Below are 23,010 nucleotides of genomic sequence, written 5' to 3'. Positions count from 1 at the left end.
ACCACCAAATTAGTTATTTTTATTTATAGCAATCGTTAATTCACGTAACACTTTACAAGCTACGGCAGTTGAGGCGCCGCTTTGATCGTAAACAGGGGACAATTCATTGATATCACAAGCAACGATATTCAAACCGCTGACTGTCAAAATAGCTTTTAGCAGTTCAACAAAGCTTACGCCGCCAGCTTCGGGTGTACCGGTTCCGGGAAACACGGAAGGATCCAGTACGTCCAAGTCAATCGTCAAATAGACGGGTTTACCTTGCAGTTTCTTAACTGTGTCTTCGAGGCCGTCGAAATTAAATTTATTCATGAACACATGCTGCTTAGCCGCCCACTCGAATTCAGGACGGTCTCCCGAACGAATACCATATTGGAAGATCTTATCGTCTCCAAGCAAGTCCCAGATTCTACGAATAACCGTTGCGTGAGACAGGCGTTGATCCAAATAATCATCGCGCAAGTCAGTGTGTGCATCGAATTGGATGACATGCAGATCAGGATACATTTTCGCTGCAGCAAGTACGGCACCCAAAGTAACTAAATGTTCGCCGCCGATCATGCAAGGCGTTTTTCCGTCATGTAGAACAAGTGAAGTGAATTCTTCAATTTGCTCCAGTGCACGTTCCGTATTCCCGAAACTCAGTTCTAGATCGCCTCCGTCAAACAATGCATAATCTGTTAGATCTGCGTCTTGATAGGGGCTATACGTTTCGAGACCGAAAGACTCACTGCGCATCACTTTACTGGCAAAGCGCGTCCCGGGACGGAAAGAAGTAGTGGAATCAAAAGGAGCACCGAAAATTACGAATGAAGAATCTTCATAGTCTCCTTCGAAACCTAAAAATGTTTCTATGTTTTTATTCAGCATGAATCAGTAACTCCTTTACATAGTTCGGCAAGGCGAATGAGCCGACATGTAGTTTGGGATTATAATACTTTGTTTGTAAACCAATTGTATTCCAAGCATCTGCATCCAAGTCTTCTATTGGATCATATTTCTTTGAAGCAAATCCGAATAACCAATGTCCAGACGGATACGTGGGAATATGTGCTTGATAGACTTTTGAAACGGGGAAGAACCCTGTAATGCTTTTATGTGCACGTTGCATACCGCGCGCGTCTTCCGCATAGAAAGGACTTTCATGTTGATTCACAAGAATACCTTGTTCGTTTAGTGCTTTATAGCAATTGCCATAAAACTCCTTCGTGAAAAGACCTTCTCCGGGACCGAATGGATCGGTGGAATCAACAATGATCAGATCGTACGCATTCTCTTGCTGGCGGACGAATTTTAATCCGTCTTCAAAATACAGTGTAACGCGTGGATCCGTAAGTTGTGCTGCGGTTTGCGGTAAAAACTTCTGGCATACTTGTACAACTTGCTCATCTATTTCGACCATATCAATTTGTTTGATTGTCGGATAGCGCGTCAGTTCCCGCACGGTACCCCCATCACCAGCACCGATAACTAACACTTTTTCGATTGTAGGATTTGTAGCCATTGGGACATGAACAATCATATCGTGATAAATGAATTCGTCTTTCTCCGTCACCATGACATATCCATCAAGTGTCAAAATTCTACCGAACTCAGTCGTCTGGAAGACATCAATTTTCTGAAATTCACTTGTCGCAGTATAAAGATGTTCTTCTACGCGAAAGGATAAACGAATGTGTGGTGAGTGATCTTCGGTAAACCATAAATTCATCAGACGTCCTCCTTCACTACATTAATATAATCAACTTTAGAATCCTCGGTACCTGTCAGGAAACAACCTTTATCCTTGCAGTAGTCTATATAGTCGATGATTTCATCAGTGATGCGTTCCCCAGGTGCCAAGATCGGAATGCCTGGAGGATAGCACATGACGAATTCACTTGCTACGCGACCTGAAGATTCAGTTAATGAAAGCAATTCTTTCTCTGCATAAAAGGCACGCTGTGGCGACTGGACGATGTCTGGAGTGATATATTCATGATCGAATAATGAACTTGGATCTTTCTTATAGCGTCGATTGATTTCTGCTAAAGCCGCAACCAATCGTTCCAGATCAAGTGTCCGATCACCGACAGAAATATAAGCTAGGAGATTCGCTACATCTCCGAATTCAATTTGAATATCGTATTCGTCACGCAAGATATCATACACTTCAATGCCAGCCAGACCTATTTGTCTCGTATGGATAGATAGTTTAGATTCATCGAAGTCATAAATGGTATCGCCGTTGATCAATTCTTTAGAATAAGCATAGTAGCCGCCGATTTTATTGACTTCATCACGCGTATACTGCGCCATTTCGATCACCTTATCGAAGATTTCTTGACCGTGTAGCGCAAGATTTTTACGTGAAATATCCAGTGATGACATCAAGAGGTATGATCCACTCGTTGTTTGCGTGAGGTTAATGATCTGTCGCGTATAGCCTTCACTTACTTCATTATTTATCAATAGAAATGAGCTTTGTGTCAATGATCCACCAGACTTATGCATGCTGATAGAGGCCATATCCGCGCCGACAGACATGGCGGAAGCTGGCAGTTTATCGTTGAAATAAAAGTGCGTTCCATGGGCTTCATCTACTAATACAAGCATCCCGTGTGCATGTGCCAAATCGGTAATGGCTTGCAGATTGGAGCAGATCCCATAATAGGTAGGATTATTAATGAGAATCGCTTTAGCATCCGGATGATCCACAATTGCTTTTTTTACTTCATCTACGGCCATGCCAAGTGGAATGCCAAGTTCTTCTTGCACTCCAGGATTTACATAGATAGGAATAGCGCCACTTAAAATCAAAGCATTAATTGCACTACGATGGACATTTCGCGGCATAATGATTTTTTCTCCAGCTTTACAAGCAGTCATAACCATTGCTTGGACAGCAGAGGTTGTCCCATTCACAAGCAAGAAGGCATGCTTCGCGCCAAAAGCGTCTGCCGCCAGTTCTTCTGCTTCACGTATGACAGAAACGGGGTGACATAAATTATCAAGAGGTTTCATGGAATTCACGTCATGATGTAAGCAAGTCTCCCCGAGGAAATTGGCAAGTTCCTTATTGCCTCGACCGTGTTTGTGACCGGGAACATCAAAAGGAACGACACGTGCTTCTTGATATTGCTGCAATGCTTCCATAATTGGAACGCGATGTTGTGATAATTTCAATGGTCTCTCCTCACTCATTTTCATAGACATTCGAGCCGCTATAGATTTCAATCATCTCTTTGCGCAGGTTATGAGAGATTTGAAGGCGTTCTTTTGGCGGTAATTCTGAAACATCTTTGTTAAATAGGTAATCCTGTAAATCGATTTCTTTAATGAGTAGCTTCGTGTGGAAAATATTTGCTTGATACACATTGATGTCGATTGCGTCATATTTATCCAACGTCTTTTGATCAATAAAATCCTGAATGGATGTCATAGCATGATCCATAAATAACTTCTTACCGTCGACTGAACGTGTAAATCCACGCACGCGATAATCAGCGGTAATGATATCCGAGTCAAAGCTTCCGATTAGGTAGTCAAGCGCGTTCAAAGGAGAAATCTCTCCGCACGTTGACACATCTATATCTACACGAAACGTCGCAATAGAGTTATCCGGATGATACTCGGGATACGTATGAACCGTTACGTGACTTTTATCTAAATGACTGACGACGGAATCCTTATCTGGCAAGATGGGGATCGCGCCTTGATTACAAGAAGGATCAATTTGTGATGCAGGGAATTTTTCCTCTGAAATCATTAACGTTACACTTGCGCCTTGAGGATCGTAATCTTGTTTACTGACATTCAAAACATGTGCACCAATCATTTCGGTGACATCGTAGAGAATTTTCGTTAAACGTTCTGAATTGTATTGCTCATCTATATAGGCGATATACTCACTTTGCTCTCTTCTACTTTTTGCATAGCTTACATCGTAAATGTTGAAGCTAAGAGTTTTGGTGAGGTTGTTAAAGCCGTAGAGCTTCAGCTTATTTTCCAACCGAAACATCCGTCCTTTCTATATAAAATATTTAAAAACCATTTTCACATAAAAAAGTCCCTCTCCAATCCACATGAAATAATACAAACATGACAGATTGGAGAGGGACCTTTACTCTGTTTCGCTTGTTGATATAAGAAAAGAGGGATCTCTCTTCCATTACATAACAGGTGATTGGGTTGGCATAATGCTCACAGGTACTCTTCCTAAATTAAAAAACTTATGAAATTGATTTCATTATAAAGGAAAAAGAATAAAAAATATATACTTTTTATTGAAAAGAATAAAAAAACATTTGCTTTAAATCGTTAGGAAGAATGATTTGAATTGTCGATAGATCGTCTTTACGATATGGTATAAAGAACAAAGACTACATTTTTGGAGGTAATGAAATGAACGATACGACAGTGGAATACTTGGAACAAGTTCGACAAGATTTCGAGACAAGTCCTTTTTGGAAATTTGCAGGTCTGCAAACGCAAAAATTAGAAGCAGGACATGTGGAATTATATTTACCTTATAGTCAACACTATGACAATGTACGCGGAACTATTCATGGTGGGATGTACATGTCCATTCTTGACACGACTATGGGAATGCTTTGCCGCTCGATGGGTGCAAATGATGTCATGACCATTCAGATGACAACACAATTTCTAAAACCAGTCGTTCAAGAAGCGGTGCATTCAAAAGCAGCTGTGATCAACAGGACACGTTCAACTGCTTTGGTTGAAGGAACGTTATTCAATGAGAAAGATGAATTAGTAGCTCATTGTACTGCTACGTTCAAGTTGAAATGAGTTATGTTTGCTATGTAATTTCTCCACAGGGTAGGTTCATATATGAATAAGAAAGCATTCTACTTAGGTTTGTTTACAGTTATTGCATGGGGCTCAAGTTTCGCGGCCATACGTGTGAGCTTGCTAGGCGGTTATTCTCCTGGGCACTTGGTGTTGACACGGTTTTTAGTTGCTTCACTAGTATTTATTTTATATGCACTATGGCCAGGAACGAAAATTCGTATACCCGCAAAACAAGATATATGGAAGATTATGTTGCTCGGCTTTGCAGGAATTAGTATTTATCACTTTGGTCTAACATACGGAGAGCAAACCGTATCGGCCGGTACTGCCGGTCTGTTCATCGCAACAGTACCAATTTTCACTTCCATTATTGCGGTAATTTTCTTAAGTGAAAAAATCAGTCGATTGGGCTGGATTGGCATGGCAATCGGTTTGTCGGGTGTGGCATTGATTACGATAGGAAGTTCAGAAGCCACACTAGAAGTTTCAGTAGGCGCATGGTTTATAATAGTAGCCGTTATTTCCACGTCTATATTTTTCGTCTTCCAAAAACCTTTATTTAAACAGTACACGCCTGTCGAATTGACAGCTTACTTCACATGGGCAGGTACATTGCCGTTTCTTTATTTCACACCCGGTCTTTTCAATGAAATCCAAGGGGCTACATTGGAAGCTACATTATCAACGATCTATATGGGAGTTATTCCTGCAACAATCGCTTATGTGACTTGGGCTACTGCACTGTCGATTGCAGATGCGGGCGCGGTTTCAAGTTTACTCTATATAGAACCAGTCGTTGCCATTATCATTGCCTGGATATGGCTTCAAGAACTACCCAGTGGATTATCTACATTGGGTGGGTTGATTGCAGTTCTAAGTGTTATTGCAGTTAACTGGGAAGCGATGCGTAGACGTCCAGTTTTACAATGAAAAAGCAGCCAAGCATAAAAAGCGAGGCTGCTACTTGGTGGATCATCCCTTTGGAATGAACGTACCGCAATCTGTTTCGGCAATATCTTTCGCTTTTCTACCTTTTCGCGAGACCACTTTGATTTCATCTGCACCACATTGATTACCTGATTCCCAAAAATGACAGTTCGTTACTTCACATAATACGTCTTTTGCCAATTGATCCACCTCCTTTTTCTTAGCATATCCAGAAACACTGCGTACATACAGGGGATGGGGAAGTAGTACATTATGTTAACTTTGGAGGAGAGTTTATGGTTACTGTACAAGACATTGCGACACCACGTTTACAAAATTACTTGGAATTCGTGCGTGATCCAATCAGATTCTTTACACGTGTTCAACCGCTCGGTGATGTGATTTCATTGAAGACAGGAATTTCTCCGACTTTTGTTGTTAACAGCCCAGAAGCTATTCGTGAAATTTTAGTACGCCAAGATCAGTCATTTATTAAAGGAAGAACAACGACAGTATTGCAACGAACAGTGGGGGAAGGTTTGCTGACTACGGAAAGTGAGCGTCATGCAACGCAGAAAAAATATATTCAACCTGCATTTTATAAAGATGTAATGGAGCGCTATGCTTATGCAATCATCGACGAAACAGAAAAGGTAGTTGAACGTTTAGAGCATGAACAAGAAGTCGATATACATACTGTCATGATGCGTCTGACGCTATCGATCATTACACGTACAATGTTTTCGACAGATGTTTCAGCAGAAGAGAAGAAGCTCGCGGATGCAGTTACGACAACGATAGAACAAAGTGTCAAAATCTTATTTAGTCCTGTGATGATTCCTGCTTCTGTTCCGACTACTGCGAATTTGAAGCATAAAGAAGCGATTCAAACACTTGAAGCTATGATTGACGATGTGTTAGCTGCTGCAAAAGAGCATCCTGAGTGGTTCAAAGATTCCTTGCTCGGCATGATGATGGCGGTAACAGACGAGGATGGAAATAGTTTATCTGATAAGGAAGTACGCGATCAGATGATGACGATGTTACTAGCTGGGCATGAGACGACGGCTAATTTATTAGGTTGGATTATTGCAGAAATAGCAGGACATCCAATAGTGGAAAAACGTTTATTGGAAGAGCTGACCACAGCTAAACTTACAGGGAATCCGTTCAATTGGATGCGGGAATTACCGTATACACAACAAATTATTGAAGAGGGCTTGCGGCTTTATCCTCCCGCTTGGCTGATTTATCGTGAACTGGACGAACCTGTTGAGATGTTTGGTAGGGCTTTTAAAAAAGGAAGCACTTTTATGATCTGTCCGTATGCAGTTCACCGTAATGAAAAAGTGTTCCCGAATCCTGAGATGTTTGATCCTGATCGTTTTGCGGTAGGTAACAAGTATTCGCCATTTAGCTATTTCCCATTCGGTGGCGGTTCACGTAGTTGTATCGGTTCGAGATTCGCGATGCTTGAAGCGACACTGATTTTGAAAGTACTTTATAAGAATTTCTCGTTACGCAATATTCGACACCATGGACCCGTTCCAGAACCTTTGATTTCTTTGCGAATTAAGAATGGGTGGCCAATGGAAGTAGAGAAACGTCGTTATTGATCCTGCCGTGCTCACATAGTGGACAAAAAAACAGAGCTGTCGAAGAAGTCATTACCCTAATCTGTAAAGCTATTCTTTGATCTCATACAAAAAAGAGAGGCCCCGTTATGACTTTAAGGGCCTCTCTTTTTCGGTTTTTTATATAAATACTACTGCTTCTTTTGGAGTTGGCAACTCAACGATACGCTGTACTTCGTCACCTTCAAGTGTTTCTTCTTTATAAAGCGCGTTGACCAGTTCCTCAAATTGATAAGCATTTTCTTTAATAAGGGTTTCGGTTTTTTTTGCAGCCTGATTAAATAACATCTGCATTTTTTCTTCTTTTTCCGCTTTATTGAAAATCAATGAAAAACCTTCTTGGAACAGTCCGGTATTCACCATACGCTCAAGAATTTCTTTGGCTTGTTCGACGTCGCCACCCACACCAATGCTGTGTTCACCTAAATAGAGACGTTCTGCAATACCGCCCGCTAATATCATACTAACTTGATCAAGCAATTCACTAGCTGTCGATAGATGCAGTTCCTTCTGAATAGGGGCTACATAGCCTAGAGCTTGCCCTCGTGGAATGATGGTTGCTTTTCTCACAGAACCCGGCTTAGTGATAGCGGCTATTATAGCGTGCCCCGACTCGTGAATGGCTACCCGACGTTTCGTTTCCTGATCGTTTAACGTACGAGCTGTATTTCCAAGTATTGTCCGGTCAATTGCAAAATCTAAATCATGCTTTTCAATGAGTTTACGTCCTTCTCTCATAGCGCGGCGACTAGCTGTTTCAAACAAGCCACTGATTTCTGCCCCAGAGAAGCCGGATGTGCTTTCCGCTAAGGTGTCGAGAGAGGCGGCTACATTTGCAGCTAACCCTTTGCCGTTAGTATGAATGTCGATAATTTCACGACGTCCTTTAGTATCTGGTAGTTGAACGTTAAATGTGAAGTCAATACGTCCAGGACGCAAGAATGCATCATCCAACATATCTTTTCTGTTTGTCGCCGCAATGAATAAGATCCCATCGTTATCATTACCGCCGTCGAGTTGAACGAGTAATTCCGTCAATGTCTTCTCAGATTCTTCACCGCCGTGCTCTTTTCGTTTACCAGCCAACGCATCTACTTCATCTATAAAGATAACGGCAGGACCTTGTTTACGGGCATTTTGAAAAAGTGTACGTACACGTGAAGCGCCGACTCCGACAAATAGTTCGGTGAAAGCTGCACCACTTGAAGAATAGAAAAGTGCGCCTATTTCATTTGCGATAGCTTGGGCCAGTAATGTTTTACCTGTTCCAGGAGGTCCGTACAGTAAAATCCCTTGAGGCAATGCAATGCCCATATCTTTCGCAACTCCTGGATTTTTAAATACTTCTAATGTCTGGAGAATTTCCTCTTTCATTTCTTCAGGGATTCCGCCAATGTCATTCATTGTAATATCCGGAAGAGGAGTAGCTTTTGAGGCTTGATGCTTCATACCCGATGCACCGATATTGAGTTTCCCTTTTTTGTGAAGGATAAACAGTGTTAGTAGGGCAGCTAATACTAGCCCTCCGAAAATCCAGCCACTAGCTGAACTTGCTGCTTTGTATTGATAAGACACATTATATTTTTGTACTAAGTCGTCTACTAGTGTACTTTGCGGACGGACCATTGTGCTGTAAGTAGTGTTATCCACAGTAACAGATAACTTCCCGTCAGCCGTTTCATTCAATAAAACACTACCACCTGATTGTTCTGCTATTAATTTTTCCATCTGGGCAAAGGTTATCTCTTTTCCTCCAGTTGGTTGTAAGTAGTTCCAAGTGACTCCTGCAGCGATCGCCGTGATAAAGAGGACTATGACTAAAATTTTAGATGCTAATTTCGAAATAGGCTTCAAGGTCAGCTCCAGCTCCTTCTGTGAATTACCTAAATTATACTCAGAAATAGTAGTTTTGGATAGTGTGTAAACTGAATAAATAGTTACAAATTCAAGGCGGTGATAGAAAGTGCCTAAGAAATAGGCGATGGACCTAGGTGGTGGGAGCGTTGCTCGAAGTGGGCTTAGGCATTGGAGGAGTGGATTGGATCGTGGCTCGAGTTAGGCTTTGTCGTTGAAAGTAGTGAGGGTCATGCTTTGAAGCCGCGCAGGCACGTGGGGGATTGCCTCCAGCCATGAGCCAACTAGCGGTGGGGCTGCTAGCTGTCTCATGACCACGGCCTACCCCGCAGTTGTGCCTGCGCTACTAAGTATTTACCAAGTTATGTTGTGGTTTATAGTAGATGAAGACCAGTGAATCGGCGATACCTTTCTTCGGTGTTGGAAAAGTACGTAACAGATAGATTGGATCATCGCTCGACATTGGCTTGTTCATTGAAAGTAGTGAGGGTCATGCTTTGGACTCGCGCAGGCACGTGGGGGATTGCCTCCAGCCATGAGCCAACTAGCGGTGGGGCTGCTAGCTGTCTCATGGCCACGGCCGACCCCGCAGTTGTGCCTGCGCTACTGAGTACTTACCAAGTCAGGTTGTGGTTTATAGTAGATAAAACCAGTAACTGGGTGGTACTAGTTTCTATTCTTGCAAAACAAGTATTCGAACTGCCCTACACATAATCTAACGTAGGCGGCTGCACGTGGTAGGCGTAGCAATGAGCCAGCCAGGCGCACTTCCTGACTGGCTCATTGCGGAAGCCATCCACCACCGCCGAAGTGGGGCCAATGATCGCCCCACTTATATAGCCAGTCAAACTACTACCTCTGCAAAATACAAGGAAAAGTAAAGGGTTCGTAAAACAACTACCTAAAATCGTATCCTACTTACTTGTACGAACACCTTCCCCGTGTACTCGAAAAAAAACTACCTGAACTGCCCTACACACTATAGAACGTTCTAAAGCCATCCACTACCGCTGAAGTGGCGCCAATGCCCGCCCCACGTACATAGCCAATCAAACTACTATATTTGCACAAAAAAACCGCCACTAGAAATCGCTAATCCACGATTTCCAGCAACGGCTTACAATTCTCTACTACAGCAATCTACTTCGGGCGTACATTTTCCAACACGGCAAAACCATCACGAACCTTTACATCAGCAATCAACTGCCCTTTGCGTGAAAGGTCCTCCAACTGCATACCAGTGTTTTCTGCTACATAGTAACGGTCAGGAAGGAAATTGGCGAAATACGTTTGATTTTCATTATTATTGAATTCACTGTAGTAATACATATCGCCCTTCAAAAACAATCCGTCATTTGGTTTCTTATGTGTGACCGTCTTCAATCCGTAAAGATCTCCCTCTTCTTGTTCTAACACGGCATATACCGTAAGCCTTCCGGTATCGTGTTTGGAAAACTCTTTAATAAGCGCTGGGTCTAGATCGTCTTTTGTGAATTCTTCAATCGCAAACTGAAGACTGACATAATCACCGTATAGAATATCGCGTGGGTCGACAGGTACGGTTTCCAGTGTGATCGTTTTACCCGTATTCACTGTATACAAAGGCTTCCAAGTCATCGCTAAAAGGAGGATGATGGGGACGATTAAGGCAACAAGGAATAGATTCCGTTTATTCTTCATGACGTTTCACCGTCTCTCGTCGTGATTTTTCAAACCAGAATCCAAAACCGATTAGCAACAAACCGCCTACGATGAAAAATAATGATTTTGGCATAAAGTCGTATGTGATATCCGTGTAATAGCGATAGATTAACGCACACGTGATCAAGATAGCGGGTAAGCTGCCTTTCTTCAATAAATACACCAACAAGACAACGAATAGGGCAGTGAAAATATAGGGAGCGGGATCACCAAATCGTAACCCATCCCAAACGAATGGGAATGTTAGCATAATACCTGTGATACCAAATAGTATGGAACCCGTCCAGGAGGACTCTGTACGATAATGTTTGAAGGGTGCGAGTGCAAGGAGCACCCCTAGTACAAAGACAATCAGTATAGAAATCCATTCATCGACGTGGAAAAACTCTAGCATATTGACGATGAAAGCCGCGCTTAGTAAAACACTCATAACAAACAATGAACTCTTTCTACCAAATCGAGTTTCATTCATCCAGAACAATACAGGAATCAGTAGGAGTAGCCAGAAAGGACCAAAGCTTCCTGCTTCATAAGCTGTAAAAGCGCTAAAGCTGTAGATAATAAAAAATGCACTAGCAAATACTGCGAGCAATTGATCCTTAAGATAATAAGCTAACGGTAAGATTCCAACACCCCATAAAAGGAAGTCGGTATACACCGTATGTTGCAAATGAAAGCTTTGGCCAATCAGAAATATTCCTGCTCCAAAAATGGCAGCACCGATGTAGTACATACTGCGAGATGTTCGTTCATAATCATTTTCCAGCTTATATCCTGCGAAGTACGCCAAGATCATGCCGACAACAATTAATCCAAACTTAAAGAATGGCGTAAGTCCTGCCCAGTTGCCTGCGATGAAGCTTAGTATTCCTATCCCTACTAATATAGCTCCGAAAGCCAGTAGGATTCTCACGAAATTAGCGCCGCCTTTAGATTCGTAAAGCGAGAGCATTTCGTCGGCATCTGCTGCTTCCATCTTGCCATGCTGTTGTAGAAAAGAAAATTCTCGTTGCAAGAAATTAAATTGTTGCTTGCTGATTTTTCTTTTCACATTGATTTCCTCCCTTCATAATGGTTACTTAGTAGACGAAAGAAAGTGATTTTTGTTACAAAAATCTAAAAAGTATAGAAATACCCGAATAGAAAAATGTCTAGTTGAATATAGTATCTCTTAAATTTTCTAAAAACACAATAAGTACTAGAAATATACATATATCTCCTTAAAATCCCTATTGATTTATCACTTGAGAACGATTATCATTGATAACAGCAAACTAAATCGTGGGAAGTGGGAATTAAAATGAAACAAACAGTAGTAACAGCATTCGCCTTGACGACAGGAATTCTATTGTCGGGCTGTGGAACGGCAGACGAACCTAAAGAAAAAGAACCGGCAGTAACAGAAGCGGTAGATCTAACTGCTGAAACAGATGCATATAAAGAGTTTGCACTTGAACAGATGGATGAGTTCGTTATCGATACAGAAAAATTTGTTACAGCAGTTAAATCAGGAGATATAGAAGAAGCGAAAAGAATCTATCCGATTGCTAGAATGTATTTTGAACGCTCTGAACCAATTGCCGAAAGCTTTGGCGATTTAGACCCGCGAATTGATGCGCGTTTAGCAGATGTTCAAGAAGAAGGTCAAGGAGAAGAAGAGTGGTCGGGTTACCATAAGATCGAATACGGATTATGGGTAGAGAATACAACTGAAGGCTATGCAGATGTCGCAGATCAGTTGCTAAAAGATGCAAAAGAATTGCGCGCACGTGTAGAAACAGTGGAAGTGTCTCCAGACTTGATGGTTACAGGTGCAGTCGATTTATTGAATGAAGTATCGACTTCCAAGATCACAGGAGAAGAAGAAATTTATTCTCATACGGATCTATATGACTTCAAAGCAAATATTGAAGGCGCTGAGAAAATCTTTGAAATCTTTAAAGATAAAATGGCAGAGAAAGATCAGCAGTTAGTCGACGAACTTGAGTCGAAATTCGAAACAATCAACGGGTTGCTTGCAGAATATGAAGATGGTAACGGTGGCTATATATCTTATGAAGAGTTGACGAAGGAAGATACTAAAGCGTTATCAGAAGCAGTAAATCAATTAGGTGAGCCATTAAGTATGATGGGCATCGTAACGGAGTGATAAAATGACGGACCACAATGAAGAAAAATTCTATGATAAGAAAATTTCACGTCGCCAAATGTTGAAGTATACAGGAGCAGGTGCAGCAGGTGTTGCGATTGGTGCATCAGGTCTAGGCAGTGTTCTCAAAGTATTCGGAATGGTAGAGGAAGAAGACAATCCACGGTCGAAAAATAAGATCAATTTCTACGGTAAGCATCAATCAGGGATCGCTACAGAATGTCAAAGTTATGTATATTTTGCTTCGTTAAATGTATTGGTGAACTCACAACAAGAATTGATGGATCTATTTAAAATGTGGACCCCTATTGCGGTACGCATGATGAATGGTGAAGAGATGGATGGTCAGACGTCTAATATGCTCATTCCCGCTAAAGATACAGGAGAAACAGTCGGGTTGGACGCTTCAAACTTAACACTGACATTTGGTGTAGGTCCGTCACTATTTGAAAAAGATGCATTAGGTTTAGCTTCAAAAAAGCCTGCTGAACTAAAAGATTTACCGCATTTTCCAAAAGATCAGCTAGATCCTGCGTATACCGGCGGAGACATTTGTATTCAAGCATGTGCTGATGATCCGCAAGTTGCATTCCATGCGGTTCGAAACTTAGTGCGAGCAGCTTCGGGAAAAGTAACACTAAAATGGACGCAAGCAGGTTTTAATTCGTACCCAATGAAAGGTAAGAAAAAAGAAACGCCTAGAAATCTATTTGCTTTTAAAGATGGTTCCGTCAATCCGAATGGATCCAAAGAAGCTGAGATGAATGAAGTCGCATGGATTGATGCGGGTCAATCAAAGGCTTGGATGACCAATGGAACATACATGGCTGTTCGTCGCGTCCAGATGCATCTGGAAACATGGGACAGAACTGCATTGCAGGAACAGGAAGCAACATTTGGTCGCCATCGGGATACAGGTGCACCAATTGGTAAGAAGCATGAAATGGATGAAGTGGACTTAGACGAAAAGGATGCAAAAGGGGAGTATGTCATTTCCGAAGCTTCCCACGTGCGGTTAGCGAAGAAGTCCAAGCAAAAAATATTCCGTCGATCATTCTCCTATAGTTCAGGTGTAATGGATTCGACAGGTACATTCGATGCCGGTTTACTATTCATCTCCTTCCAAAAAAAACCTGAACAATTTATTGCCATTCAAAATAGCTTTGGACGTGAAGACAAATTAAATGAATATATTACCCATCGCGGCAGTGCATTATTCGCTTGCTTCCCTGGAGTCCAAAAGGGGGGCTTTATCGGTGACTCACTCTTCTCGATTATATAAATGGATAGCAGTAATGCTGATCGTCATAGTTTTACCGATACGCCCTGCGTTCGCTGAGACCGAAACAAATTATAGTGATCTCTATATCTCCATCAGTGATTCGATCATGCAAACGAAAAAAGCGAATGATGCAGAAGCATTATCTTCTTTGCAAGAATTTGAATCAATTTGGCAACAACAGAAATTGGAGAGTTCAGAGTACACGAAGGAAATCGATAAGACGTTAAAGAAAGCTTTGAAAGCTGACTCTGCAACACGCGGAGAGTTATTGAGTTCTTTATCCAAAGCGGTACACGAACTGGAGAAGTCAGAAAATCCAGTTGACGAACTAGCAGAGCGCGAGAAATTCGGCAAAGCGATGGAACTTGCGATTGCAGATTTACAACAAGCAATTGAGTCCGATTCGCTTGAAGAGATCAAACAAGCTAATCAACAGTTCGTTTCCACATGGACACGCAATGAACGACCTGTGCGTGAACAAAGTATTTCAGCATACGGTGCAATTGAAACGAGTATGGCGTTCATGCGAATCACGTTAGCGGAAGAAAAACCAAATCTCGAAGCATACCGTACGCAGTTTGATGATCTGACTGTCATTGTTGATCAGTTCGTCAATGGGACATTGAAAGAAACAGCAACTGAAGATTATTCTTTGACCACGTTGATTGCATTATTAGATAAAAGTTCAGATTCGTTACAAAGTGGAAAGCTTGATGACGCGAAGAAGTCATTACGTGAGTTCATTCAAATCTGGCCAAATGTTGAAGGAGAAGTGCGTACGAAAAACGCTTCACTTTATACACAGCTTGAAAATGAATTACCGTTGATGATCGGTCAATTGTCGAATAGCGGCTATGATGTTGAAAAAGCGGATGGCCAGTTGCAAGATTTTAAACAGCAAATCGCCTTACTTCAAACAAATGACAGTTTCAGCTTTTGGGACTCTGCTTTGATTCTATTACGTGAGGGTCTGGAAGCATTGCTGATTATTATGGCGTTGCTGACATTCTTGACGAATGCCAATCAGCAAGGAATGCGCAAATGGGTATATGTCGGTGCGGGCGCGGGAATTACGCTTAGTATTGTAGTGGCCATCATGATGTCGACCGTATTGCAGTCTGTCACGATTGGCAATGACCGCGAAATGATGGAAGGCTATGTCGGACTTGTAGCTGCCGCATTGATGATCGGTGTTGGAATTTGGATGCATCAAAAATCCAATGTGGCTTCATGGAATCGTTATATATCCAAGCAAATGGGTCAAGCGATTTCTACAGGGAGCGTGCTTGCGATGGCTTCGGTCAGTTTCCTTTCTGTATTTAGAGAAGGTGCGGAAACGATTGTGTTTTACGCGGGGATTGCGCCAAAGATGTCCACACTTGAGTTTGTGATGGGGATTCTGCTAGCAGTTGTCATATTGGCGATCGTAGCATTTATTTTCATGAAGTTAAGCCACCGCATTCCGATTCATCGCTTCTTCGCAGTGGCGACGATTTTGATTTATGTACTGGCGTTTAAAATTATCGGTGTGAGTTTGCATACGTTGCAGTTGACGAATGTAATTAACACAACTGTGCAACCGCGCTTGCCAATTATTGATGTGATCGGTTTTTATCCTACCACTGAAACGATCATGGCACAGCTTGGGTTGCTAGTAATTATTGTAGTGGTGGCTTGGGTCAGAAAAGCAGGCAACCATTCCAAAGCACAGCTTTCGAATTAACAAAACAAGAATGCTCCAGAAGTGACTTCACTTCACTGGGGCATTCTTTTTTGTATGGTTTTAAGTTCAAGGTCTTAACGTGGATATCAGAGTTGGTTACTTTGTAGGTACGAGGGGATGGAAGCTCCAGCTGGCGGACGCTTTCCTATGGGCCTGCGGGAAGAGCCGTAACGTTGCGCTTTTACTAGTAAAAGCGCAACGTTAGGAGCACATCTTTGCACTTCGACGCCAGCTTCTGCTTACATCCTAATTTGATATTGAAGGTACTTTTATCACTCATTGTAGGTAGTGTCTGAACCATTGTTTTACGTAAACTTTTTTAAGATCAAAATAGATTGCAACCATAACTTTAATGATCAACTAAAAGTGTAATCCACTCACATTGTAAGGGATTGGTGCGTAGGAGGGGCGACTCAGGAAAGCGTCCCCTCCGAAGCGCCAATCCCCACCCCCAACAAAATTTTACCCACTCTATTTCAAAGAAGTTCACTTCATTATATTAAAAACCTACTTGACTAATAGGTTTAATAATAATACAATGAAATCATCTTAAAAATAGTTGTCAGTCTAGTCAGATTTTGTTTGGTGAAAAATATATAAGAAGTTGTGAGGGTGATGAATATGGCTTTACAAGTATCGAACAGTCCTTTCAGTGAAGAACAGGTAGAATTGCTCAATCGTCTGTTGCCAAGTATTTCAGTAACACAGCAAAGTTGGCTGAGTGGTTATTTAACAGCGGTCAGCTCAGCTTCAGTGCCTTCCGGTGGCGTCGCTGTATTAGAGCGTCCTGCTATCGAAGTTCCGACGGCAGTAAAAGAAATAACCGTACTTTATGGCTCACAAACAGGCAACGGACAGGGAATTGCGGAACAAGCAGTAGCTAAGTTAAAAGAGCAATCTTTTGAAGTGACAATACAATCCATGAATGATTTCAAACCGAATAACCTGAAGAAAATTGAAAACTTATTGCTTGTCGTCAGTACACATGGAGAAGGAGATCCACCTGATACAGCCTTACCATTTTTTGAGTTCTTGCATGGAAAACGTGCTCCAAAACTAGATCATCTTCATTATTCAGTATTGGCACTTGGCGATAGCTCGTACGAATTTTTCTGTAAGACAGGCGCTGATTTCGATCAGAAGCTCTCCGAACTAGGCGCAGTTCAGTTAGCACCACGAGTAGATTGTGATTTAGATTATGATGAGCCGGCAGCGCAATGGCTATCAGCGGTGGAAGTGTCATTAGAAATTCAATCTGGCGGTCAATCGGCTGCAGCTAGTGTAGAAGTTGAAAGCCCATCATCTACTCAGTACTCACGCACGAATCCGTTTAATGCAGAAGTACTTGAAAATATTAATCTAAACGGTCGAGGTTCTAATAAAGAGACGCGTCATGTGGAGATTTCGTTAGAAGGCTCCGGATTGACATATAAGCCGGGTGACAGTGTAGGGATTTTTCCAACGAATAATTCCGACTTAGTCGATGAGATTATTAAGTTAGGAAGCTGGAATGCAGAAGAAACAGTGGAAATCAACTCACAAGGAGAACGCCGTGCTCTACGTATTGCATTACTTCATCACTTAGAGATTACCGTAGTAACTAAACCGCTACTTGAAAAACTGTCTAATTACTCTAAGTCAGAAGAGTTGAAGCGAATCCTAAATAAAGAAAATGCGGATGAGCTTCGTGCGTATGTCGACGGACGGGACTTATACGATGCATTAACGGACTTCGGACCAGTAGAGGCTTCAGAACAACAACTGGTAGGGATTCTTCGTAAATTGCCAGCGAGATTATATTCAATTGCCAGTAGCCTAGAAGCGAACCCTGAAGAAGTGCATTTGACAATTGGTGTTGTTCGTTACGAAGCGCATGGTCGCGACAGACAAGGCGTGTGTTCTATCCAATGTGCAGAAAGTCTTGAGCCGGGGGATACATTGCCGATTTATATCCATAAAAATGATAATTTCCGTTTACCTACTAATTCAGAAACGCCGATTATTATGATAGGGCCAGGTACGGGTATCGCGCCATTCCGTTCATTCATTGAAGAACGTAGTGAAACAGGAGCGGAAGGAAAGTCTTGGTTGTTCTTTGGAGATCAGCATTATGTGACCGATTTCTATTATCAGACTGAGTGGCAAAATTACGTGAAGGATGGTACGTTAACACGCCTCGATGTAGCTTTTTCACGTGATACGGATGAAAAAGTATATGTACAACATCGTATGAAACAAGCGAGTCAAGAACTGTATCAATGGATTGAAGAAGGCGCAGTGATTTATGTGTGCGGTGATGAACAGAACATGGCAAAAGACGTCCACGCGACTTTGTTGGAAATTGTTCAACAAGAAGGCGGTAAATCACTTGAAGAAGCCGAACAATTCATCACACAGTTAGTTCAAGAGAAACGCTATCAGCGAGATGTCTATTAAGTAATTTGAAAGGGAGTGTGGAAGCATGTCTTCAACAACAAAACCGATCCATATACAAGATGGAGCACCGAGTGATGTAGAAGAAATTAAAATTGAAAGTGATTACTTGCGTGGAAACCTCATTGAAACGATGAATGATTCCATCAGTTCAGGAATTCCAGATGATGATAACCGTCTAATGAAATTCCACGGAAGTTATTTGCAGGACGACCGAGATTTACGGGTAGAGCGTCAACGTCAAAAATTAGAGCCGGCCTATCAATTCATGATCCGCGTGCGGACACCAGCCGGCTTCGCTACGCCAAAGCAATGGCTTGTTATGGATGAACTGGCACATAAATATGGTAATGGTACATTGAAGTTAACGACACGTCAAGCATTCCAGATGCATGGAATTTTGAAATGGAATATGAAAAAGAATATTCAAGAAATGAATGACGCGTTACTGGATTCTATTGCGGCTTGTGGTGACGTCAACCGAAACGTCATGTGCAGCCCGAACCCAAATCAATCGTCAGTTCACGCAGAAATATATGAGTGGTCGAAGCGATTAAGCTTGGACTTATTGCCACAAACAACGGCTTATCATGAAATTTGGTTGGATGAGGAAAAGGTTGTGGATACGGCAGGGGAAGAAGTAGAGCCAATCTACGGCGCGACGTATTTGCCTAGAAAGTTCAAGATTGGAATTGCGGTACCTCCAATGAATGATATTGATGTATTTTCTCAAGACATTGGGTTGATTGCGATAGTCGAAGACGAAAAACTAGTCGGATTCAACGTTGCTGTAGGTGGCGGTATGGGAATGGCGCATGGAGATGAGCAGACGTACCCTCAGTTAGGTCGTTTGATTGGATTCGTACCTGCAGATCAAGTAGTAGAAGTAGCGAAGCATTTAATGATGATCCAACGTGATAACGGAAATCGTTCTGTACGAAAGTATGCACGATTCAAGTACACGATTGATTCTCGCGGACTTGATTGGTTAATTGGAGAGCTTCATAATCGTCTAGGTTGGGAATTGGAAGAGACGCGCCCTTATCACTTTGATCATAATGGTGACCGCTATGGATGGGTGCCAGCAGAAAATACAAGCTGGAATTATACGTTCTTCATTGAAAACGGTCGTGTGCGTGATACCGAAAACTATAAACTGATGACTGCTCTTCGTGAAATTGCAGAGATCCATACAGGCGATTTCCGTCTGAGTCCGAATCAAAACTTAGTTCTAGGCGATGTAGCTGATTCAAATAAGAAGAATATAGAAGAGATTATTGCGAAGTATGGTTTGGAGTCTCCAGCTGAGCAGTCAGCATTACGTAGAAACTCCATGGCATGTGTATCGCTGCCGACATGTGGTTTAGCGATGGCAGAGGCAGAACGGTATTTACCTTCACTGATTACAAAAATCGAGGGCTTGCTAGATGAAGCTGGACTTGGCGATGAAGAGATCGTGACGCGGATGACAGGATGCCCGAATGGATGTGCACGTCCGGCGATAGCGGAACTAGGCTTTATCGGTAAGGGACCAGGTAAATATAATATGTATTTAGGTGGCGGATTCACAGGACAGCGCCTAAGCAAAATCTATCGTGAAAATATTGGAGAAGAAGAAATACTAGGTGAACTAGGCCCTATATTAAAACGATATGCAAAAGAACGAGACGAGGGTGAACACTTCGGAGACTTTGTAATCCGTGCTGGCATTGTTGCAGAAACTACAGACGGTACGAATTTCCATAAGGTATAAGTAAGACAGCTAGAGTGAAATCTAGCTGTCTATTTTTGGGTTTTATAATTTTTTAAGTAAGCTAAATAATTTGTGGATTTCACTGAAAAGTCATGATTTTACTATTACAGCTCTTTCTTAATTGGAATGTAAATAAATCTAGTATAAAAATTATGTGAGTGGAGATGATTAGTGATAGAAATAACGGGGAAAGGAAGAAAGAATGGGTTCTCTTAGTATGAATCTTTAATTAAACAATATTTATAAAACTAAAGGAGATGTTTGGATGTCAAAAGTTAAGTTAGCAGTAATTTTTTACAGTATGGGTGGAACGAATTATCAATTAGCAAAGTGGGCAGAGGCAAGTGCGAAAGAAGCAGGCGCTGATGTGAAAATTTTAAAAGTACAAGAACTGGTTCCACAATCCGTAGTTGAAAACAATGATGTATGGAAAGCAACAGCTGATGCAACGAAAGATATTCCGGTAGCTACATCGGATGATATTGAATGGGCAGACGCAATTATTTTCAGTACGCCAACACGTTTTGGTAATATGGCTTCCCAAATGAAACAATTTCTTGATACACAGGGTGGTATATGGGCAAAAGGAAAGACTATAAACAAAGTTGTAAGTGCTATGTCTTCGGCTCAAAATCCACATGGCGGTCAAGAAGCAACCATCTTATCGCTATATACTTCGATGATGCATTGGGGTGCGATTATCGTTCCACCAGGATATTCGGATCCAGTAATCTTTGGTGCAGGTGGAAACCCTTATGGAACTAGTGTTACAGTCGGTCCGTCTGGTGAGATGATTGAAGATGTAGAAGCCGCTGTTAAATATCAAGCTAAGCGTACGGTCACAGTAGCAGAGTGGGTTAAAAAAGGAATTCAATAAAAACAAAAAAGAGGCTGGGACATAACTAGCCAGAAGTGAGCCAAAAAAGGGTTCGATCATCGGTTTTTGATGATCGAACCCTTTTTGTATAGAAATCCTTGTACGACTTCTATACATTTACCTCCCTGGCAGTGTACTTTCTCAAGTTCACTGCCAATAAACCGAAGGCTAATTCATTTTTCACCTTTTCCTTTCCTCTTACGGAGAAACGAGTGAACCCTAAATTAGCCTTCAAGAATCCAAAAACTGGCTCTACGTCAATCTTGCGCTTGCCGTAAATTTCACCTGTTTTCTTATCTGAAAGCTTTTCACGAATATATTCTTTTTGCTGTTCCCACTTTTCATTCACATACAACTTCCTATTGTTCTCTTCTTTTGCTTTGGTACAGAAAGAGCGCAATGGGCAGCTTGAACAATCCTCACATTCGTATACTTTCATCGTCCGTGTGAATTGATAACGATCCGTCCGATTGGAAAGGTAGCGGAACACGAGTTTTCTGTCATTTGGGCAAGTAAAGGTATCCGTAGTTTCATCATATGCCCAATTCGCTGTATTGAAAGGATCGGTTTTGTACTTCTTTTTCTTTTCTTTGCGATATTGGTTATAGGTAATAAGCGGAACGCGCTTTCGATTTTCAATGACATCTCCGTAATTCTGTTCACTTCCATAACCGGCATCCGCGACAATATACTGTGGCAGCTCAAAAAAGTCTTGTTCAATAGTATCTAAGAATGGAATGAGTGTACGCGTATCGGTCGGATTTGGATACACGTCAAAAGCGAGGGTATATTGCCCTTCGGTCGCAATTTGCACATTATATCCCGGTTTTAGTTGCCCGTTTTTCATATAATCATCTTTCATCCGCATAAAGGTCGCATCGCGGTCCGTCTTCGAGTAGCTGTTACGATGGCCAAAGATCTTCATATCGTGCTGATACTTCTGCTTTCGATCCAAGAAGTCTTGAAATTGTTTACGGTATTGTTTAGGTTCTTTTCGTAGCGAGCGAATTTGTTTACGTTCCTCGACATCTTCGCTAGCGTTAATCTTTTCTGTATAGGTTTGGATAGTATCATCTAGCTTCTCTACTACTTTAGACAGTTCCGCAGTAGATAGTTCATCCAGACTTTCCCGTTCGATTTCAGGGATGATCTCTTTTTCTAACAGCTCTTCGTACATCTGACTGGACCTTTCTACAAGACCTGAACTATACCGTTCCACTGACTTGCGCCAGACAAATGTAAATTTGTTGGCATTCGCCTCAATCTTTGTTCCATCAATAAAAATGGCTTCTTCATCAATTAGCTGTTTTTGTACCAGCTGGCAACGAAATTGCACGAAGCACTGGCGTAGTACTTCTTTTACTTCAGGATGAACGCGAAATCGATTGATGGTGCGATAGCTTGGTTTATAACCTTGAGCTAACCACATCATGCGAAGGCTATCTTTTAACAGTCCTTCTATTTTTCTGCCCGAAAAAACAGACTGTGTATAGGCACACAAAATGATCTTTAACATCATCCGTGGATGATAAGATGGGCAACCTGTCTCACGCAAAAAGCTGTCAAATGCTTGTTTCGGAATGCTTTCGACTAGATCATGCACGGCGTAAGCAATATCATGTTCTTGTAAGCTAATTTCTAAATCTAAAGGTAAAATCAGTTGGTTCATGTTATAATCTTTAAACATAAGGATACCTCCGATACTTTTTGTTGTGGTGACTAAATTTTATCAGAAGGTATCCTTTTTTTCTTCCTAAAATTAAAAAATCCTATATAAAAAAGAACGGACCCCATAAACTTCAATGGGTCCGTTCTTTTTCGATTTCAAGGAGGGTTTTGTCCCAGCCTCTTTTCTTTTTTGATTGATCAATGAATCTGACTTT

Annotated in this window: 20 protein-coding genes; 11 read left to right on the top strand and 9 right to left on the bottom strand. The window is 41.7% G+C overall.

Annotated features, from left to right (window positions below; translation table 11 throughout):
* Nucleotides 1-9: 9 nt before the first annotated feature.
* The 4 genes from speB to speD are packed head-to-tail and all read right to left on the bottom strand — an operon-like array spanning nucleotide 10 to nucleotide 4,000.
* On the bottom strand, nucleotides 10-870 hold the full coding sequence (gene speB / locus SporoP32a_RS06140) for an agmatinase (RefSeq protein ID WP_198166229.1): 861 nt from the start codon (nucleotides 868-870) through the stop codon (nucleotides 10-12).
* Nucleotides 860-1,711: a polyamine aminopropyltransferase gene (speE, locus tag SporoP32a_RS06135; protein ID WP_085427094.1), complete on the bottom strand. Its 852-nt coding sequence runs from the start codon at nucleotides 1,709-1,711 to the stop codon at nucleotides 860-862. Before speE ends, speB begins: the two co-directional genes overlap by 11 nt.
* Nucleotides 1,711-3,195, bottom strand: a complete 1,485-nt coding sequence (locus tag SporoP32a_RS06130; protein WP_420542308.1) for an aminotransferase class I/II-fold pyridoxal phosphate-dependent enzyme — start codon at nucleotides 3,193-3,195, stop codon at nucleotides 1,711-1,713. The genes speE and SporoP32a_RS06130 overlap by 1 nt, the downstream gene beginning before the upstream one ends.
* Nucleotides 3,176-4,000 (bottom strand): adenosylmethionine decarboxylase, encoded by an 825-nt coding sequence (gene speD, locus SporoP32a_RS06125; RefSeq protein WP_085427093.1) that lies wholly within the window; start codon nucleotides 3,998-4,000, stop codon nucleotides 3,176-3,178. Before speD ends, SporoP32a_RS06130 begins: the two co-directional genes overlap by 20 nt.
* A 383-nt stretch (nucleotides 4,001-4,383) precedes the next feature.
* Here speD and SporoP32a_RS06120 point away from each other — a divergent pair, with 383 nt between their 5' ends.
* Nucleotides 4,384-4,791, top strand: a complete 408-nt coding sequence (locus SporoP32a_RS06120; protein ID WP_085427092.1) for a PaaI family thioesterase — start codon at nucleotides 4,384-4,386, stop codon at nucleotides 4,789-4,791.
* A gap of 42 nt (nucleotides 4,792-4,833) precedes the next feature.
* On the top strand, nucleotides 4,834-5,724 hold the full coding sequence (locus tag SporoP32a_RS06115) for a DMT family transporter (protein WP_085427091.1): 891 nt from the start codon (nucleotides 4,834-4,836) through the stop codon (nucleotides 5,722-5,724).
* A gap of 42 nt (nucleotides 5,725-5,766) precedes the next feature.
* On the opposite strand, the gene SporoP32a_RS06110 is transcribed toward SporoP32a_RS06115, so the two are convergent.
* Nucleotides 5,767-5,922 (bottom strand): DUF1540 domain-containing protein, encoded by a 156-nt coding sequence (locus SporoP32a_RS06110; RefSeq protein WP_085427090.1) that lies wholly within the window; start codon nucleotides 5,920-5,922, stop codon nucleotides 5,767-5,769.
* Between the two features lie 95 nt (nucleotides 5,923-6,017).
* On the opposite strand from SporoP32a_RS06110, the gene SporoP32a_RS06105 reads away from it, so the two are divergent.
* The gene (locus tag SporoP32a_RS06105; RefSeq protein ID WP_085427089.1) at nucleotides 6,018-7,337 is read left to right on the top strand and encodes a cytochrome P450; all 1,320 of its coding nucleotides are present in this window, start codon (nucleotides 6,018-6,020) and stop codon (nucleotides 7,335-7,337) included.
* A gap of 138 nt (nucleotides 7,338-7,475) precedes the next feature.
* Here SporoP32a_RS06105 and SporoP32a_RS06100 read toward each other — a convergent pair whose 3' ends face one another.
* Nucleotides 7,476-9,209: an AAA family ATPase gene (locus tag SporoP32a_RS06100; protein WP_085427088.1), complete on the bottom strand. Its 1,734-nt coding sequence runs from the start codon at nucleotides 9,207-9,209 to the stop codon at nucleotides 7,476-7,478.
* Between the two features lie 393 nt (nucleotides 9,210-9,602).
* On the opposite strand from SporoP32a_RS06100, the gene SporoP32a_RS06095 reads away from it, so the two are divergent.
* On the top strand, nucleotides 9,603-9,923 hold the full coding sequence (locus SporoP32a_RS06095) for a hypothetical protein (protein WP_157129934.1): 321 nt from the start codon (nucleotides 9,603-9,605) through the stop codon (nucleotides 9,921-9,923).
* Between the two features lie 20 nt (nucleotides 9,924-9,943).
* Complete coding sequence (locus SporoP32a_RS16730) at nucleotides 9,944-10,090, top strand: hypothetical protein (protein WP_157129933.1); 147 nt, start codon at nucleotides 9,944-9,946, stop codon at nucleotides 10,088-10,090.
* 259 nt (nucleotides 10,091-10,349) lie between these two features.
* Here the strand turns inward: SporoP32a_RS16730 and SporoP32a_RS06090 are convergent, their stop codons facing one another.
* Both SporoP32a_RS06090 and SporoP32a_RS06085 read right to left on the bottom strand, forming a co-directional pair.
* Entirely contained in the window at nucleotides 10,350-10,889 is a 540-nt protein-coding gene (locus tag SporoP32a_RS06090) for a GDYXXLXY domain-containing protein (protein ID WP_085427086.1), read from the bottom strand.
* Complete coding sequence (locus SporoP32a_RS06085) at nucleotides 10,879-11,961, bottom strand: DUF2157 domain-containing protein (protein ID WP_085427085.1); 1,083 nt, start codon at nucleotides 11,959-11,961, stop codon at nucleotides 10,879-10,881. Before SporoP32a_RS06085 ends, SporoP32a_RS06090 begins: the two co-directional genes overlap by 11 nt.
* A 249-nt stretch (nucleotides 11,962-12,210) precedes the next feature.
* On the opposite strand from SporoP32a_RS06085, the gene efeO reads away from it, so the two are divergent.
* The 6 genes from efeO to wrbA all read left to right on the top strand — a co-directional run bounded on the left by efeO (nucleotide 12,211) and on the right by wrbA (nucleotide 21,127).
* Nucleotides 12,211-13,059, top strand: a complete 849-nt coding sequence (gene efeO / locus SporoP32a_RS06080; RefSeq protein ID WP_085427084.1) for an iron uptake system protein EfeO — start codon at nucleotides 12,211-12,213, stop codon at nucleotides 13,057-13,059.
* 4 nt (nucleotides 13,060-13,063) lie between these two features.
* A complete protein-coding gene (gene efeB / locus SporoP32a_RS06075; RefSeq protein WP_085427083.1) occupies nucleotides 13,064-14,341 on the top strand; it encodes an iron uptake transporter deferrochelatase/peroxidase subunit in 1,278 nt (425 codons plus the stop codon).
* Nucleotides 14,316-16,064, top strand: a complete 1,749-nt coding sequence (locus SporoP32a_RS06070; RefSeq protein ID WP_232319599.1) for an FTR1 family iron permease — start codon at nucleotides 14,316-14,318, stop codon at nucleotides 16,062-16,064. The genes efeB and SporoP32a_RS06070 overlap by 26 nt, the downstream gene beginning before the upstream one ends.
* Nucleotides 16,065-16,685: 621 nt before the next feature.
* Entirely contained in the window at nucleotides 16,686-18,500 is a 1,815-nt protein-coding gene (locus SporoP32a_RS06065; RefSeq protein WP_085427082.1) for an assimilatory sulfite reductase (NADPH) flavoprotein subunit, read from the top strand.
* Nucleotides 18,501-18,525: 25 nt separating this feature from the next.
* On the top strand, nucleotides 18,526-20,250 hold the full coding sequence (cysI, locus tag SporoP32a_RS06060) for an assimilatory sulfite reductase (NADPH) hemoprotein subunit (RefSeq protein ID WP_085427081.1): 1,725 nt from the start codon (nucleotides 18,526-18,528) through the stop codon (nucleotides 20,248-20,250).
* A 265-nt stretch (nucleotides 20,251-20,515) separates the two neighbouring features.
* Nucleotides 20,516-21,127: an NAD(P)H:quinone oxidoreductase gene (wrbA, locus tag SporoP32a_RS06055; protein WP_085427080.1), complete on the top strand. Its 612-nt coding sequence runs from the start codon at nucleotides 20,516-20,518 to the stop codon at nucleotides 21,125-21,127.
* Nucleotides 21,128-21,236: 109 nt separating this feature from the next.
* Here the strand turns inward: wrbA and SporoP32a_RS06050 are convergent, their stop codons facing one another.
* Complete coding sequence (locus tag SporoP32a_RS06050; RefSeq protein ID WP_085427079.1) at nucleotides 21,237-22,814, bottom strand: IS1182 family transposase; 1,578 nt, start codon at nucleotides 22,812-22,814, stop codon at nucleotides 21,237-21,239.
* Nucleotides 22,815-23,010 lie beyond the last annotated feature (196 nt).

This window comes from Sporosarcina ureae, assembly GCF_002109325.1.
Classification (GTDB): Bacteria; Bacillota; Bacilli; order Bacillales_A; family Planococcaceae; genus Sporosarcina; species Sporosarcina ureae_C.
The sequence above is the reverse complement of the archived record's forward strand: the minus strand, read 5'-3'. Positions and strand labels throughout refer to the sequence as shown.